Origin of the sequence: Pseudoxanthomonas sp., assembly GCF_035999195.1 — a bacterium.
Taxonomy (GTDB): domain Bacteria; phylum Pseudomonadota; class Gammaproteobacteria; order Xanthomonadales; family Xanthomonadaceae; genus Pseudoxanthomonas_A.
On the sequence record NZ_DASYGY010000009.1, the window covers coordinates 360116 to 374117 of the forward strand.

Consider the following 14002-nt stretch of genomic DNA (forward strand, 5'->3'; position numbering starts at 1 on the left):
CCGACCGGACACCTATGGGGCCGTCGATTCGGGATTCAAGGCCGCGCCCAGCACATCGGCCGCGGCCTGCACCACCGGAATGACCCGGTCGTAGGCCATGCGCGTGGGCCCGATGACGCCCAGCACGCCCAGCACCTGCCCGCCGGCCATGTACGGCGCCGTGACCACGGAAACGCCGTCGTGCGGCGCCAGCCCGGTGTCCTCGCCGATGAAGATGCGCACGCCCGGCGCGCGGATCGTGCGCTCGAGCAGCTGCAGGATTTCGCGCTTGCGGGCGAAGGCCTCGAACAGTTCGCGCAGCCGCTCCAGGTCGGACAGTTCCTGCACGCCCATCAGCCGGGTCTGGCCCGCCAGCACCACGTCGTCGCCGGGGGGCGTCAGCGCCTGCTCGGCCAGTTCGATGGACTCGGCCAGCAGCCCTTCCATTTCCGTCTGCGCGCGGCGCAGGTCGCGCAGCAGGTTCGCCCGGATCTCGGCCAGGGGCCGGCCGGCGAACTGGCTGTTCAGATAGTTCGCGATGCGCTCCAGTTCCGACCGCTCGTACGGCCGCCGCGTCTCGATGACCCGGTTCTGCACGTCGTTGTCGGCGAACACCAGGATCGCCATCACCCGCTGTCCATCCAGCGGCACGAAATCGATGTAGCGGAAGGCGAACTGTTCCCGCCGGGGCACGCTGACCACGCCGACGAAGTGGGTCATCGCCGACAGCAGTTCCGACGCGTTGCCGAGCAGGGCCTGGGTGCCCGCGCCGGCCGACAGTTCGGCCCGCAGCCGTGCCACTTCGCCCTCACCCAGCGACTTGACCTGCACCAGGCTGTCGACGAACACCCGGTAGCCCTGCGCGGTCGGGATGCGTCCGGCCGAGGTATGCGGCGAACTCAGCAGCCCGACCTCCTCCAGCTCCGACAGGATGTTGCGGATGGTGGCCGGGCTGACCTCCAGGCCGGCGTGCCGGGCCAGGGTCTGCGACCCCACCGGCTCGCCATCGCGGATGTACCGCGAGATCAGCGTCCGCAGCAGCTGGCGGGCGCGCGGATCCAGCGGGGGCGACGACGGGTTCATGCGTGCTAGATAGCGTCGCGCCTGGACCTTTGCAAGCCGACCCCGCCGGCGTCTCAGCCGATGAGCCGGCTCCGCTTACAATCCGCGCCATGCTCAGACACCTCGCCCTCAAGGATTTCGCCGTCGTCCGTGCCGCCGAACTGGAATTCGGTGACGGCATGACCGTCATCTCCGGTGAAACCGGTGCCGGCAAGTCGCTGCTGGTGGACGCGCTCGGCTTCCTGTCCGGCCTGCGCGCCGACAGCGGCGTGGTCCGCCATGGTGCGGAACGCGCCGAACTGTCCGCCGAATTCGTCGCTGCACCCGGGTCGCCGGCGCAGGCCTGGCTGGCGGACAACGAGCTGGACGACGACGGTCAGTGCCAGCTGCGACGGGTGATCCGTGCCGATGGCGGTTCGCGCGCCTGGATCAATGGCCGCAGCGTGACGCTGTCGCAGCTGGCCGACCTGGCCGGCCGCCTGGTCGAAATCCACGGCCAGCACGAACACCAGGCCCTGCTCGCCCGCAACAGCCAGCTGGACCTGCTGGACGCCTTCGCCCGCAACGACGGCGAACGCACGGCCGTGCGCGACGCCGCCCGCCGCTGGACCGCGCTGCTGCGCGAGCACGAGCAGCTGTCCGGCCAGGGCGACGTGTCCGACCGGATCAATTACCTGGAGCACCAGCTGGCGGAACTCCAGCGTGAGGACCTTGCGCCCGCCGCGCTGGAGACGTTGGTGGCCAGCCACCGCCGGCAGGCGCATGCCGCCGGCCTGATCCAGGCATGTGATGCCGCACTGGGCCAGCTGGCCGGCGACGACACTCCTTCGCTGACCCGGCAGCTGCAGCAGGTACGTGCCGAGCTGGCCCGCCAGGCGGAGCACGAGCCGCGATTGCGCGACGTGGACGCGCTGCTGGACGGCGCCGCGATCCAGATCGAGGAAGCCCTGTCCCTGCTCGGGCAGGTACGCGACGACCTCGACGCCGAACCCATGCAGTTCGATGCGCTGGAACGCAGACTCGCGCGCGTGCACGACCTCGCGCGCAAGCACCGGGTACCGCTGGACGGGCTGCAGGACCAGCACGACCGCCTGGCCAACGAGCTGGAATCGCTGCGCGGCGCCGGCGAGCGCCTGCTCCTGCTCAACGGCGAGATCGAGACGACCCGGGCGCAGTGGCGCGAGGCCGCGGCTGCGCTGACCCGCACGCGCCAGCGCGCCGCGAAGGCATTGGGCGACACCACGACGGCGCTGATCGCCGAACTGGGCATGGGCGGTGGACGCTTCGAGATCGCGCTGGAGCCGCAGGACGGCGAACGACCGGATCCCACCGGCGCCGAACGGGTCGAATTCCTGGTCTCCGCCAACGCGGGACAGCCACCGCGCCCGCTGCGCAAGGTGGCGTCAGGGGGCGAACTGGCCCGCATTTCGCTGGCCATCGAAGTGGCCGCGCTCGGCCTGGACGCCGTGCCCACCATGATCTTCGACGAAGTGGACACCGGCATCGGCGGCGCCGTGGCCGAGATCGTCGGCCAGAAGCTGCGCGCCCTCGGCGCCCAGCGGCAGGTCCTGTGCGTCACCCACCTGCCGCAGGTGGCCGCGCAGGGCCACGCCCATTACCGGGTCAGCAAGGCGCCGGTGGATGGCATGACGCAGAGCGCGGTCGAGAAGCTCGGTGCGAAGCAGCGCGAGGAAGAACTGGCGCGCATGCTGGGGGGCGTGGAGGTCAGCAAGGAAGCGCATGCCGCGGCGAAGCGGCTGCTGGCCAACGCGGTCTGACACTCGTACTTCTTAGTGTGGGAGCAACGTCAGTCGCGATGAAGCTCTGACGGTGCTGCTTCGCGACTTACGTCGCTCCCACATCCTGAAGCAGCGAACTGCCGGTAGTCAGCGCTTCTTGCGCACGTACAGCACCAGCGAGTGCTCTTCCAGCTCGTAGCCGTGCTTGGCGGCGATCTCGCGCTGCAGCTTCTCGATCTCGGCGCTCTCGAACTCGATGATCTTGCCGGTGTCCACATCGACCATGTGGTCGTGATGACCGCCGCGATCGAGCTCGTACACCGCCTGGCCGCCTTCGAAGTTGTGCTTCAGCACCAGGCCGGCGGCCTCGAACTGGGTCAGCACCCGGTACACCGTCGCCAGACCGATCTCGTCGCCGTGGTCCAGCAACTGGCGATAGATGTCTTCCGCGCTCAGGTGGTGCTGGGAATTCTTCTGCTCCAGCAGCTCCAGGATGCGCATGCGCGGATGGGTGACCTTGAGGCCGACTTTGCGAAGGTCCTGCGATTCCATGGCGTCTCCGTTCACTCTCGGTTTAGCGCCAGCTGCCTGAAGCGCGGTTGCGGCGGTCCGTGGGAGTGTATCATCGGCCCGGTTTCCCACCGTACCTGTCCCGATGCGCAAATTCCTGCTGGCTGCCGTCCTCGCTTCCGCCACCACTGGCTGCGGCATCCTCTACAAGCAGCCGATCTACCAGGGCAACCTGATCGAGAAGACCGCCGTGGACCAGCTGCAGGCGGGACAGAGCAAGCAACAGGTGCAGTCGCTGCTCGGCAGCCCGTCGATCGCCGATCCTTTCCATGCCAACCGCTGGGACTACACGGCGAGCAACCGTACCAACCGCCGCGGCACGACCGAAATCAAGAACCTCACCCTGATCTTCGACGGCGACAGGCTCGCCAGCTGGGAAGGCGAATACTTCCCCGAAGCCGACCTGCAGCTGTCGCGCGATGTGCGCAAGTTCGGCCCCAACCTGGCCAAGGAAAAGAAGAAGGGCGGCCGCCGCCGCTGAGGCCGGGCCAGCTTTCCGCCGTCAGCCCCGAGCGCGCCGACGGCGCGCCTCTTTCGGATCCACCAGCAACGGCCGCAGCACTTCCACGCGGTCGTTTTCGTTCAATAGCGTGCCCCGCGTGGCGATGACGCCATGGACCGCCACCGCCGGATGCCCGGCATCCGCGAACCCGCTCGCTGCCAGCGCATCACCCACGGTGGTACCTGCCGGCAGGTCCAGCTCCACCGACTCGAACCGGTGCGGCCACGCGCGGATCACTTCCACGCGCACGTCATTCCCCGCGGTCGGCGGCACGCACGAAGTCGTCCACCATGCGGTCCGCGAGCCCCTGGAACCCCAAGGCCATCGCCGGCGCCAGCAGACGGCTGGCCGGCTCGAACTCCAGCGTCAGGGTCACCTTGCAGGCCGATTCGTCCAGCGCGTGGAAGTCCCAGCGCCCGTGCAGCTTGCGGAACGGGCCGTCGACCAGGTTCATGTCGATGCGGTGCGGACGGTCCAGCACGTTCTCGGTGGTGAACCAGGTACGCAGCGAGCCGAATCCCAGGTCCAGCCGCGCCACCAGCCTCGCCTCGCCCTGCTCGATCAGGTCGGCGGCACTGCACCAGTCGAACCGTCGCGGGTAGGCCGCCACGTCGTTGACCAGGTCGAACATCCGGGTGGCCGAGTGTTCGACCAGGGCGCTGCGGCGGATCGTATGCATGTGGCTCGCGTGGGGTTCCGCCTTCGGCGACAATAGGACGGATGGCAAAGAAACCCTACAAGAATAAAGCAACAGGCACGATCGCGCTGAACAAGCGCGCCCGGCACGAGTACCACCTTGAGCAGCGATACGAAGCCGGCATCGCCCTGCAGGGCTGGGAGCTGAAGGCCATCCGTGCCGGCCGCGCCAACATCACCGAGGCCTACGCGGTGATCCGGCATGGCGAGCTGTTCCTGTTCGGCGCGCAGATCACGCCGCTAATCCAGGCCTCCACGCACGTGGTGGCCGACGACCGCCGCACGCGCAAGCTGCTGCTGCACCGGAACGAAATCGACAGCCTGATCGGCAAGGTCGAGCGCGACGGCTACACGCTGGTGCCCACGTCGCTGTACTGGAAAGGCAACAAGGTGAAGGCCGAGCTGGCGCTGGCCAAGGGCAAGCAGACCCACGACAAGCGCGCCAGCGAGAAGGACCGCGACTGGGCCCGCGAAAAGTCGCGCGTCATGCGCCAGCACAACAAGGATGCGTAGCTCCATCGCTTCGCGATGAAGCCCCCAAGATTTGCTTCGCAAATCTCGGGCCCCGACGCGCGCTGCCGATCCCCCATTCGCGCTGACGCGCGAATTCGCCCCCTTACCAAGGGGGCTGGGCTCGAAACCACGATGGCTTGACCCCAGAGGCTGAATGGCCGCGCCGCTGCGCCTTGTGAAGCGGGGCGCCCGCCCCTACACTGGCCCCTGTCAGGAAGTTTCTGACTCCCGGGGGTGCACTGGCTTCGACGGGGGTTGCAAAGTTTCCTGGTGCATGCCGAGGGGGCAGCTTTCCTCGTAAATCCAGCGGCAAAACTCTAGTTGCCAACGACGACAACTACGCTCTCGCCGCTTAAGGCGTAAGCCCTGAAACTGCTTGTGTCCGTGCTCGCAGCGTAAGGTCATCATCACGGAATCGCCGGGAGTGGTTGCCTGTCAGCACCCGGTTAACCTAAAACAGGCTGGTTCTGCGGTGCGCTTGGCCCACCGTGCTGCTGCAGGACGAGACTCAACGGCGGGATAAGCATGTAGTACCGGGGATGGAGTGCCTTCGGACGGCGGTTCAATTCCGCCCACCTCCACCATTTAAGCGTCTTAGGACGCCCTAGAAAGACCGGAAAGCCTAGAGAAATCAAAGCTTTCCGGTCTTTTTTTGTCTCTAGTCGTCCAGTCGGGTCCGTTGCAATCCGACAGTAGGTGACAGTAGCGTTAACAGTACCCGGCCCATTGCCGATACTCCTACTGTCATGGCTAAGACCATTGCCCCGCTTACGGTTGCCGCGATCCGCAGCGCCAAACCCGCCGCCAAAGTCCTCCGCGATGGCGGGGGCCTCTATCTCCTCCTCCAGGACACCGGCCGCCACCTATGGCGGTTCGACTACCGCTTCCAGGGAACCCGGAAGACCCTGAGCATGGGGGTCTACCCAGACGTGAGCCTGGCCGATGCCCGGGAGCGCCGCGAGGAGGCTCGCCGCCTGGTCGCCAACGGGATCGACCCTAGCCTCCAGCGGAAGGCCACGAAGGCGGCCAACCTGGAAAAGGCTGGCAACAGCCTGGAGGTGGTCGCGCGTGAGTGGTTTGAGGGCCGGCGCGCCACCTGGGTTAAGTCCCACGCCGACAAGATTATCCTCCGCCTGGAGAACGACATCTTCCCGTGGCTCGGCAAGCGCCCTATCGCCGACGTAACCGCGAAGGAACTGCTGGCGACCCTGAATCGCGTCGTGGATCGCGAGGCCGTCGAGTCTGCCCACCGTATCCTCCAGAACTGCAACCAGGTATTCCGCTACGCCATCGCCACCGGGCGAGCCGAGAGGAATCCCGCGGCCGACCTAAGGGGCGCCTTGCCGCCCGTGAAGCCCACCCACCATGCCGCCATCCTCAACCCGAAGGAGGTCGGCGCCCTCCTCCGCGCTATCGACGGGTATAAAGGCGCGTTCGTCACGAAGTGCGCCCTGAAGCTCGCCCCGCTCTTGTTCGTGCGTCCCGGTGAGCTACGAAACGCCGAGTGGTCCGAGATCGACCTAGAGGCGGCTCAGTGGGAGATTCCGGGCAGCAAGATGAAGATGGGCCAGCCGCTCATCGTGCCCCTAGCGCACCAGGCGTTGGAGGTATTGAAGGAGCTGCAGCAGGTGACCGGAAGGGGGCGGTATGTGTTCCCTAGCGCGCGCGGCGGGGACCGGCCAATGTCCAATAATGCGGTTCTCGCAGCCCTGCGACGGATGGGCTACGCCAACGACGAAATGACCGGCCACGGTTTTCGCGCCATGGCTCGAACTATCCTGGACGAGACCCTGCACTTTCGACCCGACTATATAGAACAGCAACTAGCACACGCGGTGCGTGATCCCAATGGACGCGCATACAATCGAACAGCCCACCTGCCAGAGCGACGCAAGATGATGGCATCTTGGGCCGACCACTTAGACTCGCTCAGGTAGAAGGGATAGCGCCATGTCGAGCAAGCCCCCGCCGACCGCACCAAGGAAGCGAAAAGCTGCTGCATCGTCACCCACCCCTAAGTCCGCCCCACAAATTCCCAACCAGTCAGGGCAATCGACGTTCGATGTTTGGTTGCAACGCGGCAGCCATCTCGCCCAGGCGGGCCTATTTATCCTGACGATTTTTACGCTCTTCTACACTGTCATACCGCTCTACCAGACCGCGGGCCTGCAAGAGGCCATCGCCAGGCAAGAAAAGGAGTTGGAGGCACTGCGCGCGCAAGCCGCGCAGAACTATCATGAGCAGCGCCAAAGGATGCTGCGCATGCTGGCTCACACCGCGATGCCCGACTGCACAGGTTTGATGGAGCCGATGCCGGCGATAAACGATCCAGAGCGACGCAAGCGAACCGGTGTATTTATGCGAAGCGACGTTTCTGAATGTGTCCGCGAACGCATTGTGGGGTCGCCTACCCTGTCCAACTTGCGCCCACTAGATCGGCTTATTTTAAAAGAATCACTGGATAAGGCACTAGACGGCATAAGAGCGTCGCAGCAACGTGCGCGCCAGGCTTACGCGGAGGCGGAACGCCTCCCCGATGACCAATTGCCTCCGGCGCGTCCAGAGCTAGAGCGCTTACTGAGGGCAATAGGTGCGGGAGAACAACAAATTTCGAAACAGATCCGGGAAAATCGCGTTCATAGGCGACAGCTCGAAATCGAATCTACCTTCCGAACGGAAGTTCAGAATCATGTAAAAGCTTTGGCGGACGAAAAGCTCTACGAGCAAAGTCCTGATACTGGCCTTTACCGAGGCAAATAAGGTGGCAACGCGGGATGCTCATGTAGCCATTGAAACTTATGTTCATCAGATTCGATGGACGCAAAGCCGCCTCAACAGAGTTCAAGCGGTGGCGTTGGATGTCAAAAGATCGCAGGAAGACCTATCCTTGGTCCTCGGGTGCGAGCAGATGGCCCTCCAACTGCGTTCGGCTCTGGAGTGCCTAGCTTACGCAACCCTAGCTACAAATCGCAGCGCTTACCTGGCCGCTCGCCCCGATGGCGACAAGGATTGGCACGCCAGACGCATACTGCGTGACATTGAGGCCGTGAATCCAAATTTCTATCCCTGGCCGTTCACCATAAGGATGGACGCGACAGGCACCCACCTCGACGATGCGGACAACCATCATCTGACGCGCGACCTATTCGTCGAAGCTTATGAAAGCGCTGGCGAGCTCTTGCATGCACCAAGTCCGTTCCGTCCTGAGATTGATTACCGAGCCAAAGCCGTCCTACTTGAGAAGTGGGCAAAGCTGGCCACCACTCTCCTCTTGAATCATGTCGTCGAATTGCCGGGGCATGGTTTTGTCATTGCTAACGTGGAGCCAAAGACGGCGATTTGTAACGCACAACTCGCGGAACCATTAGAGGGCTCTTACGTCATCAAGAGATGACGTTGTCGCAAAGTCAGAGACCGTACCCAATGAAACTGGCGCTGGGTTCTTGGCACGGTGCCTCTTGCTTCCAGCCGACTTCTCATTTCAGCCTTACCTCGACGGCCCCGGACTTCTCTTCCAGGGCGTGTGGATAGCCCACGCCTGCCCCGCCAACAGCGACTCAGGCGCTCCATGGCGGCTTTGCCTGTCGCCTGCTAGACCACCCCGCTACGTGTTTCTCTCCTCCGAGGCATCCTGCGTCCGCTACATGACGGCATGGGCGCAGCGGTGGGAGGCAGAGATACGTTCTCGCATGTCCAACAGAGCCTCCCCTTTTGCTCACTTGGCGGCCACTTCAGGTGCGCCCGAAGTGAACAGCAGACATCCCCGAGCGAAGGCGCGCCGGCGGCGCTGACATCGCAGACCAGACACCCCCCTTACAAAGGGAAAAGTCCCTGCTACCCTAGAAATACTTAAAGAAACCTAGGTGTACTCAAGGTCTCTCTCTGAAGGTGTTGGTGTAGTAGTACCCCTAGGTAGCACCTGAGGAGCACCTCTCGCCACCCATGGCAATCACCGATAAGACAAGAAAGGTTCTGTGGGGTCGCTCCGGGAACCTGTGTGCGTTCTGTAAGGCGCACCTCGTCCTGGATGCTTCGCAAGAGGACCGAGAATCTGTCGTCGGCGATGAGTGCCACATTGTCTCGGGCGCACGGGGTGGCCCCCGTCACGACCCGAACTTCCCGGCCGCCGAGATCGACGACCTCGACAATCTCTTGTTGCTTTGTCGGGTCCACCACAAGCTGATCGACGACCAGGCGGAGACCTTCTCCGCGGTGAGCCTGAGGGAACTCAAAGGGAACCACGAGAAGTGGGTCAAGGAACGGCTAACGCCGATGTGCGAGCCAGAGCCAGTCAGGATCGTGCGAGCACGCGCGGAGATTCCCGAGGTGCTCATCATGGTGCCGAATGCTAAGACGATGCTTGATTTTGCGGCAGATTGTGATGGACGCTATGACGACTATCCGGGAGACCTCACGGAAGATGAACTGTCTTCCGTCGGCGGCTTCTTGCAGAACCTAACCGATTGGTGCGACCTAGGCATCTCCGAGCCGTCAGAACGAATTCAGGCCCAACGTTCCATAGCGGACGACATGGCGGAACTGGAACGACTCGATTTGCGAGTGTATGCCGCTCAGGAGAAGCAGCAACTACGCGGCGGTGTGGGCGGCCCGCGATCTTTCCACGTTCTCCACGTCAGGATCGTTCGCAAGGATGACCCCAAGCAGATACCACTCACCCCACCCACAGTGGGCGACCCGACGACTAGCGGCGGAATCTAGAAAAAATTTCCGGAGGGGTCTCGATGGAGCAACCAGTCCCGCTTTCCCCCGTACCCCACCCCGCAGCGCACCCGCAGACCACCGGCGGCCCCACTTTCCCAACACCGGCCCTGCCCTCGCGGCGGGGTGCCCTGGAGGAGTGCTGAGGCCCAGCTAGGGTGCCGGAGGTGGGACCCGAACACGATTAGGACTCACCCTCGGTGTCCCTGGGTCCCTCACATTGGGCTCGAATGGCTTGCAACAGCTAGAGCACCCTCCAAGGCCAGCGGCACTTACTGTCATACGTACTGTCACGCCCACGCCGCCGCAGAATTAGAGCCCACCCTAGTATGGGCAGCACGCTCCCGCGTCCAGGCCAAGGATCGACGTGCTACCGGGGACGCCACCGCAGGCGCGCCCTGGAAGTAGTTGCGCCACGCGCCTCCGCGCGCGAGTTCACGCCTCCGCGCGCCCCGCTCTACTCCCTCCGAAGCCGTTTACTGCCACCCATAGCAAGGACAACGCCGCCGCAGCCGCGAGCCTGGATCGACTCCAGCCCCCTCCGCTGCGTGAAGTCCACCTTCCGAACCCCTTCGGCCCAGCCCCAGGTGCGACATTCGCAGGGGGACCATCTGGGCGCTACGGATGCCGCTATAGTCAGGCGATCCAGGGCGAGGGTAAGGACACCATGGCGATCTCCGCTGAAACCTGCATCGAGCACCTCGAACGGTGCATGGCGAGCAGACCAGAGAATCCCGACTCTGACGAGGGGCAGGCTTGGTTTGCTGAGGTAACCGGGATAGTCGGTGCCTTCAACGGCAGTCTGTCGATCCCCCTAAGCGTGCTACTTCCGCGCATATCTTCCAACGGCGATGGATTCTTCAGCGCTATCGCCGATGCGCAGCGCGACAGTGCACGCAGGCAGTTCTACATGGAGGTTCTCGCCATCCTCACCCGGCTCAAGTTGGAGACCAATGCGTTTGTTACGGCACAAGTTGGCCGGGGGCAGGTCTTCGACTACTTCGAGGAAGTGCGTCAGCTGGTGACGAGCGCCACAAGCGACATTCTCTTCATCGATCCCTACCTAAATGCGGAATTTGTAAGCCGCTATGTGCCGCTCGTTCCCCCGGGCGTGGTCATACGGCTTCTCACTTCGCAGGGGCAAGCAGCACAGCTTGCGGCCAGCGCTGGGGTTTACATGCAGCAGCACGGAGGTTCCATTGCGGTGCGAAGCATGCCCAATCAGACGATCCATGATCGGCACCTGATTCTGGACCATGCGAGAGTGTTCCAGTCAGGGGCCTCCTTCAAGGACGGCGGACGGCACGCCCCCACATCCATCAATGAAATCGTGGACATTGCGCCACGCCTAATCGCCGATCACGGAGCCCGCTGGTCGCACGCAACGGTAGTGCTCTGACACTCAGACGCTCTAGCGTCACCTAGCGAACACCTCGCCCCACCTTTCCTCCCCCTGCGGTAACCCCGCAGCAGTACCCCGCCTGGGCCTCAGACGGGGTGCTTTGCCGTGCCCGAGGCAAACCCACAGTCCACCAAAGGAAAACCGCATGTCCGCACTACACCCCGCCTCCACCCTCCCCGCCGGTACCCGCAAGGTGATCTCCATCGACCATGACGCCGCCGAGCGAAACACCAAGCGCCGCCCCGGCCGTCTGGAGGCCGTCGTCCGCATCGTTATCGAAGATACCCAAGGGCCCATCCAGATCATCCGTGCGATCTCCGCAAAGTGCCTGGGCGAGGTCCGCGTGGAATACCAGCAGCACGGCTTCGCCACCGGCCGGCTACATGCCGCGGTCGTCACAGATGGCGCTATCGAGATCAACGGCCCGGCCGAGTGACTGACTCCGCCGACCCTGGCCGCCTACAAGTGAGCCAAGACCGAGTGCCGCTCTACGCCCTCCAAGTCGAGATCGCTGACCTGATCGAGCAGCGCCAACGTGGTGTGTCCGCAATCAATGGCTGCGAGTTGATCTCTTGCAGCGAACTCATCACAGCGTTCCTCAACGCACGCCAATCCTTCAAGGCCGTTCCCCTATGACACGACCCACCAGCACCGGCAAGTCACGCCGGGTCCAAGTACAGGTGCAGCAGCCGACACCCGACCTCGACGTAGTTGCACCGATGGACATCCGACCCGCTCCGAGCGAGGGGGCGCATCGCTGGCAAGCGCTGACCAATGCCCTGTCCGAGGGCGGCAAGCTGTACGCCCAGAACAAGCAGGTGCGCGACAACCACGACCTCAACCAGGGCGCCGCCGACGAGCAGCTCGGCAAGGCCGACGGCGAAAAGATCGCCGCCTCTCAGAAGTACGCCGACGGCGTCTTCAGCGTCCGCACGTTGAACCGCTGGCAGACAGCGTCACGGGAAATCGCGGAGCGAGCCTCAACTGAACTCGACCAGACGCTCCCGGTAGACCAGAAGGTCGCCCAGATCGACGCATGGTTCGCCCAAGAGATGGGCGATGTGGTGAACGACCCGAAAGCACGCGCCATGATCGGCCCGCGCTATGCGGAGTTCCTCAACCGCTACGCCAATGCGGAGGTCGAGCAGACCATCGCTGAGAACGAAGCCCTGGCATCGGATACGGTTGGCACCGACATTGTCGAGTCCCTGGCCGGCGGCACGTTCGGCTCCTATGAGGAGCAACACCAGCGCCTTGCCCAAGTCATGGGCGGCCAGAAGGCCACCGCGGAGCTTGTAGGCATCATCCTCGACCGCGCAGAGACCGTTGCGGCCACTGGAGGGGATGCTGAAGCGGTGTATTCGCTCATTCCTACGCAGGTCACCACTGCTGACGGGAAGCCCCTCCCCGGCCCGCGCAATACGCCGCGATACAACGACCTTATCCAAGCGTCTCAAGCCCGCGCCGCAAAGGCTCGGAATGACTATCTGGGGCCCGAGCGTGCCTTCCGCGAGTTCAGCACACGCAACGGCTTCGAGATGCGAATCGCAAAGGGCGACATGGTCATTCCGGCCGAGGTGGAAGCCTTCGTCCGAGACGGCACACTCTCGCCCGAACAAGCAAGCTCCATCGTCATGCGCTCGCAGGAAGCGAGCCGAAAGGCCCAGGAGGAAGCCGGCAAGTGGAGCGCAGCCAAATCGGTTCTATTCGCTGGCGGCGGTCGCTCTTGGCTTGATGTCACTGGCCTGGAGAACGGTCCGGAGACACTTGCCGAAGCCCAGAAGTTCACCGACAAGTCCATTCATGAGTACCTGACAGCAGCCGCTAGAGCGGCCGGCGTTGAGGCCGTGTACGACGGGCCGGCGATGCTCCAGCAAGGCCCGGAGAGCCTCGCCTTTCGCGTCGCTCTCGACGCCTCGAAGGACATGCGGCTCCCTTATACGCCCTTGAAGGCATTCTTCACGCAAGTCTCTGCGGCCCAGCCGAACGGCATCGTGCAACGGCTGCCGATGTATCAGGTCTTGAAGCAGAACAACCTCCAGGGCATGTACCTCGACGCAGACACTCACGCCCTATACGAGTCCGCCCTGACGATGCAGCGCGCCGGTGAGAATCCTGAGCAAATCGCGACATCTCTGGGTCGCCTTCAAGACCCCGCTAGGGTTGCCTTCGTGAAAGAGAACCGATCCGCGATCCTGAAGCAGCTAGGCTCCGGGGAGTTCGATGTGGTGAACTCGTTCTGGGATGTAAACGCGCGCGAGATCGCCAACCAGCCTTACATGCGTGCACGGGTCGCCGCATTCGCGGAGCTTGGGTTGAGTCGTGGTCTCCCGGCTAGCGACGCTCTGGCCTTTGCAAAGGAGAAGTTCGACGACACGCACTTCCCGGTGAAGGTGGGAGGGCGCATCCTCATCGTCCCTGAGTCCCCTAGGTACCACTCAGCAGAGCTTGCAGCGGCCCTGGAGTGGATGGGCGGCGCTGCGCGCGCCTTCGCCGAGAAGGCCGGCGCACCGGATGCGGACCATGCCCGCCTGACCATCGACATCACCAACGGCGGCGAACCTGAGGTGTTCTTTATGAGCCCCTCAGGCGAACTCTTGAACACCGACCCGATCACCTTCGGTGCCCTTCTGCAGAACTATCGGAAGACCATCCCGGCGGATGCGCGCAAGCGAGCCGAACAGTTGTTCGTCATCCGTAAGACGAACCGACTCGACCAGGAGCGCCTCCAGGAGCAACTCCGAAATCTGGAAGGTAACGACCGACGGGTACTCGACAGCTTGCAGCCGGGTCTCCGGTGATCTCCAACGGCCCTTCGGG

The 14002-nt window shown here is 63.8% G+C and carries 14 protein-coding genes and 1 other RNA gene; 11 read left to right on the top strand and 4 right to left on the bottom strand.

The features are described from left to right. Positions 1-12 precede the first annotated feature (12 nt). Positions 13-1062, bottom strand: coding sequence for a heat-inducible transcriptional repressor HrcA (gene hrcA / locus VGN58_RS08825; RefSeq protein WP_327482878.1), 1050 nt, complete (start codon positions 1060-1062; stop codon positions 13-15). Positions 1063-1151: 89 nt separating this feature from the next. Here hrcA and recN point away from each other — a divergent pair, with 89 nt between their 5' ends. Further along, entirely contained in the window at positions 1152-2819 is a 1668-nt protein-coding gene (recN, locus tag VGN58_RS08830) for a DNA repair protein RecN (protein WP_327482879.1), read from the top strand. 108 nt (positions 2820-2927) lie between these two features. Here the strand turns inward: recN and fur are convergent, their stop codons facing one another. After that, positions 2928-3332 (bottom strand): ferric iron uptake transcriptional regulator, encoded by a 405-nt coding sequence (gene fur, locus VGN58_RS08835; RefSeq protein ID WP_327482880.1) that lies wholly within the window; start codon positions 3330-3332, stop codon positions 2928-2930. Positions 3333-3435: 103 nt separating this feature from the next. On the opposite strand from fur, the gene VGN58_RS08840 reads away from it, so the two are divergent. Further along, positions 3436-3831 (top strand): outer membrane protein assembly factor BamE, encoded by a 396-nt coding sequence (locus VGN58_RS08840; protein ID WP_327482881.1) that lies wholly within the window; start codon positions 3436-3438, stop codon positions 3829-3831. A gap of 21 nt (positions 3832-3852) precedes the next feature. On the opposite strand, the gene VGN58_RS08845 is transcribed toward VGN58_RS08840, so the two are convergent. Together VGN58_RS08845 and VGN58_RS08850 are read right to left on the bottom strand one after the other, a co-directional pair. Then, positions 3853-4101 carry an RnfH family protein gene (locus VGN58_RS08845; protein WP_327484617.1) on the bottom strand — a complete coding sequence of 83 codons (249 nt, stop codon included), beginning with the start codon at positions 4099-4101 and terminating at the stop codon, positions 3853-3855. Position 4102: 1 nt separating this feature from the next. Beyond that, positions 4103-4531 (bottom strand): type II toxin-antitoxin system RatA family toxin, encoded by a 429-nt coding sequence (locus VGN58_RS08850; RefSeq protein ID WP_327482882.1) that lies wholly within the window; start codon positions 4529-4531, stop codon positions 4103-4105. A 41-nt stretch (positions 4532-4572) separates the two neighbouring features. On the opposite strand from VGN58_RS08850, the gene smpB reads away from it, so the two are divergent. The 9 genes from smpB (at position 4573) to VGN58_RS08895 (ending at position 13983) form a co-directional block, all read left to right on the top strand. Continuing rightward, complete coding sequence (smpB, locus tag VGN58_RS08855) at positions 4573-5061, top strand: SsrA-binding protein SmpB (protein WP_327482883.1); 489 nt, start codon at positions 4573-4575, stop codon at positions 5059-5061. A gap of 230 nt (positions 5062-5291) precedes the next feature. Next, positions 5292-5645, top strand: a transfer-messenger RNA (tmRNA) gene (gene ssrA, locus VGN58_RS08860). 162 nt (positions 5646-5807) lie between these two features. Further along, the gene (locus tag VGN58_RS08865) at positions 5808-6998 is read left to right on the top strand and encodes a tyrosine-type recombinase/integrase (protein ID WP_327482884.1); all 1191 of its coding nucleotides are present in this window, start codon (positions 5808-5810) and stop codon (positions 6996-6998) included. A 13-nt stretch (positions 6999-7011) separates the two neighbouring features. Next, on the top strand, positions 7012-7821 hold the full coding sequence (locus tag VGN58_RS08870) for a hypothetical protein (RefSeq protein ID WP_327482885.1): 810 nt from the start codon (positions 7012-7014) through the stop codon (positions 7819-7821). 148 nt (positions 7822-7969) lie between these two features. Further along, positions 7970-8455: a hypothetical protein gene (locus VGN58_RS08875; protein ID WP_327482886.1), complete on the top strand. Its 486-nt coding sequence runs from the start codon at positions 7970-7972 to the stop codon at positions 8453-8455. A gap of 548 nt (positions 8456-9003) precedes the next feature. Beyond that, positions 9004-9780: an HNH endonuclease gene (locus VGN58_RS08880; protein ID WP_327482887.1), complete on the top strand. Its 777-nt coding sequence runs from the start codon at positions 9004-9006 to the stop codon at positions 9778-9780. A gap of 667 nt (positions 9781-10447) precedes the next feature. Continuing rightward, on the top strand, positions 10448-11179 hold the full coding sequence (locus tag VGN58_RS08885; protein WP_327482888.1) for a hypothetical protein: 732 nt from the start codon (positions 10448-10450) through the stop codon (positions 11177-11179). Between the two features lie 148 nt (positions 11180-11327). Next, positions 11328-11618, top strand: coding sequence for a hypothetical protein (locus VGN58_RS08890; protein ID WP_327482889.1), 291 nt, complete (start codon positions 11328-11330; stop codon positions 11616-11618). Between the two features lie 196 nt (positions 11619-11814). Further along, positions 11815-13983 (top strand): hypothetical protein, encoded by a 2169-nt coding sequence (locus VGN58_RS08895; RefSeq protein WP_327482890.1) that lies wholly within the window; start codon positions 11815-11817, stop codon positions 13981-13983. The last annotated feature ends 19 nt before the right edge of the window (positions 13984-14002 follow it).

Coding starts and splice junctions, on each gene's coding strand:
- VGN58_RS08895 (WP_327482890.1), top strand. CDS start 11,815: ATGACACGACCCACCAGCACCGGCAAGTCACGCCGGGTCCAAGTACAG.
- VGN58_RS08865 (WP_327482884.1), top strand. CDS start 5,808: ATGGCTAAGACCATTGCCCCGCTTACGGTTGCCGCGATCCGCAGCGCC.
- VGN58_RS08850 (WP_327482882.1), bottom strand. CDS start 4,531: ATGCATACGATCCGCCGCAGCGCCCTGGTCGAACACTCGGCCACCCGG.
- recN (WP_327482879.1), top strand. CDS start 1,152: ATGCTCAGACACCTCGCCCTCAAGGATTTCGCCGTCGTCCGTGCCGCC.
- VGN58_RS08870 (WP_327482885.1), top strand. CDS start 7,012: ATGTCGAGCAAGCCCCCGCCGACCGCACCAAGGAAGCGAAAAGCTGCT.
- fur (WP_327482880.1), bottom strand. CDS start 3,332: ATGGAATCGCAGGACCTTCGCAAAGTCGGCCTCAAGGTCACCCATCCG.
- VGN58_RS08880 (WP_327482887.1), top strand. CDS start 9,004: ATGGCAATCACCGATAAGACAAGAAAGGTTCTGTGGGGTCGCTCCGGG.
- smpB (WP_327482883.1), top strand. CDS start 4,573: ATGGCAAAGAAACCCTACAAGAATAAAGCAACAGGCACGATCGCGCTG.
- VGN58_RS08885 (WP_327482888.1), top strand. CDS start 10,448: ATGGCGATCTCCGCTGAAACCTGCATCGAGCACCTCGAACGGTGCATG.
- VGN58_RS08890 (WP_327482889.1), top strand. CDS start 11,328: ATGTCCGCACTACACCCCGCCTCCACCCTCCCCGCCGGTACCCGCAAG.
- VGN58_RS08875 (WP_327482886.1), top strand. CDS start 7,970: ATGGCCCTCCAACTGCGTTCGGCTCTGGAGTGCCTAGCTTACGCAACC.
- hrcA (WP_327482878.1), bottom strand. CDS start 1,062: ATGAACCCGTCGTCGCCCCCGCTGGATCCGCGCGCCCGCCAGCTGCTG.
- VGN58_RS08840 (WP_327482881.1), top strand. CDS start 3,436: ATGCGCAAATTCCTGCTGGCTGCCGTCCTCGCTTCCGCCACCACTGGC.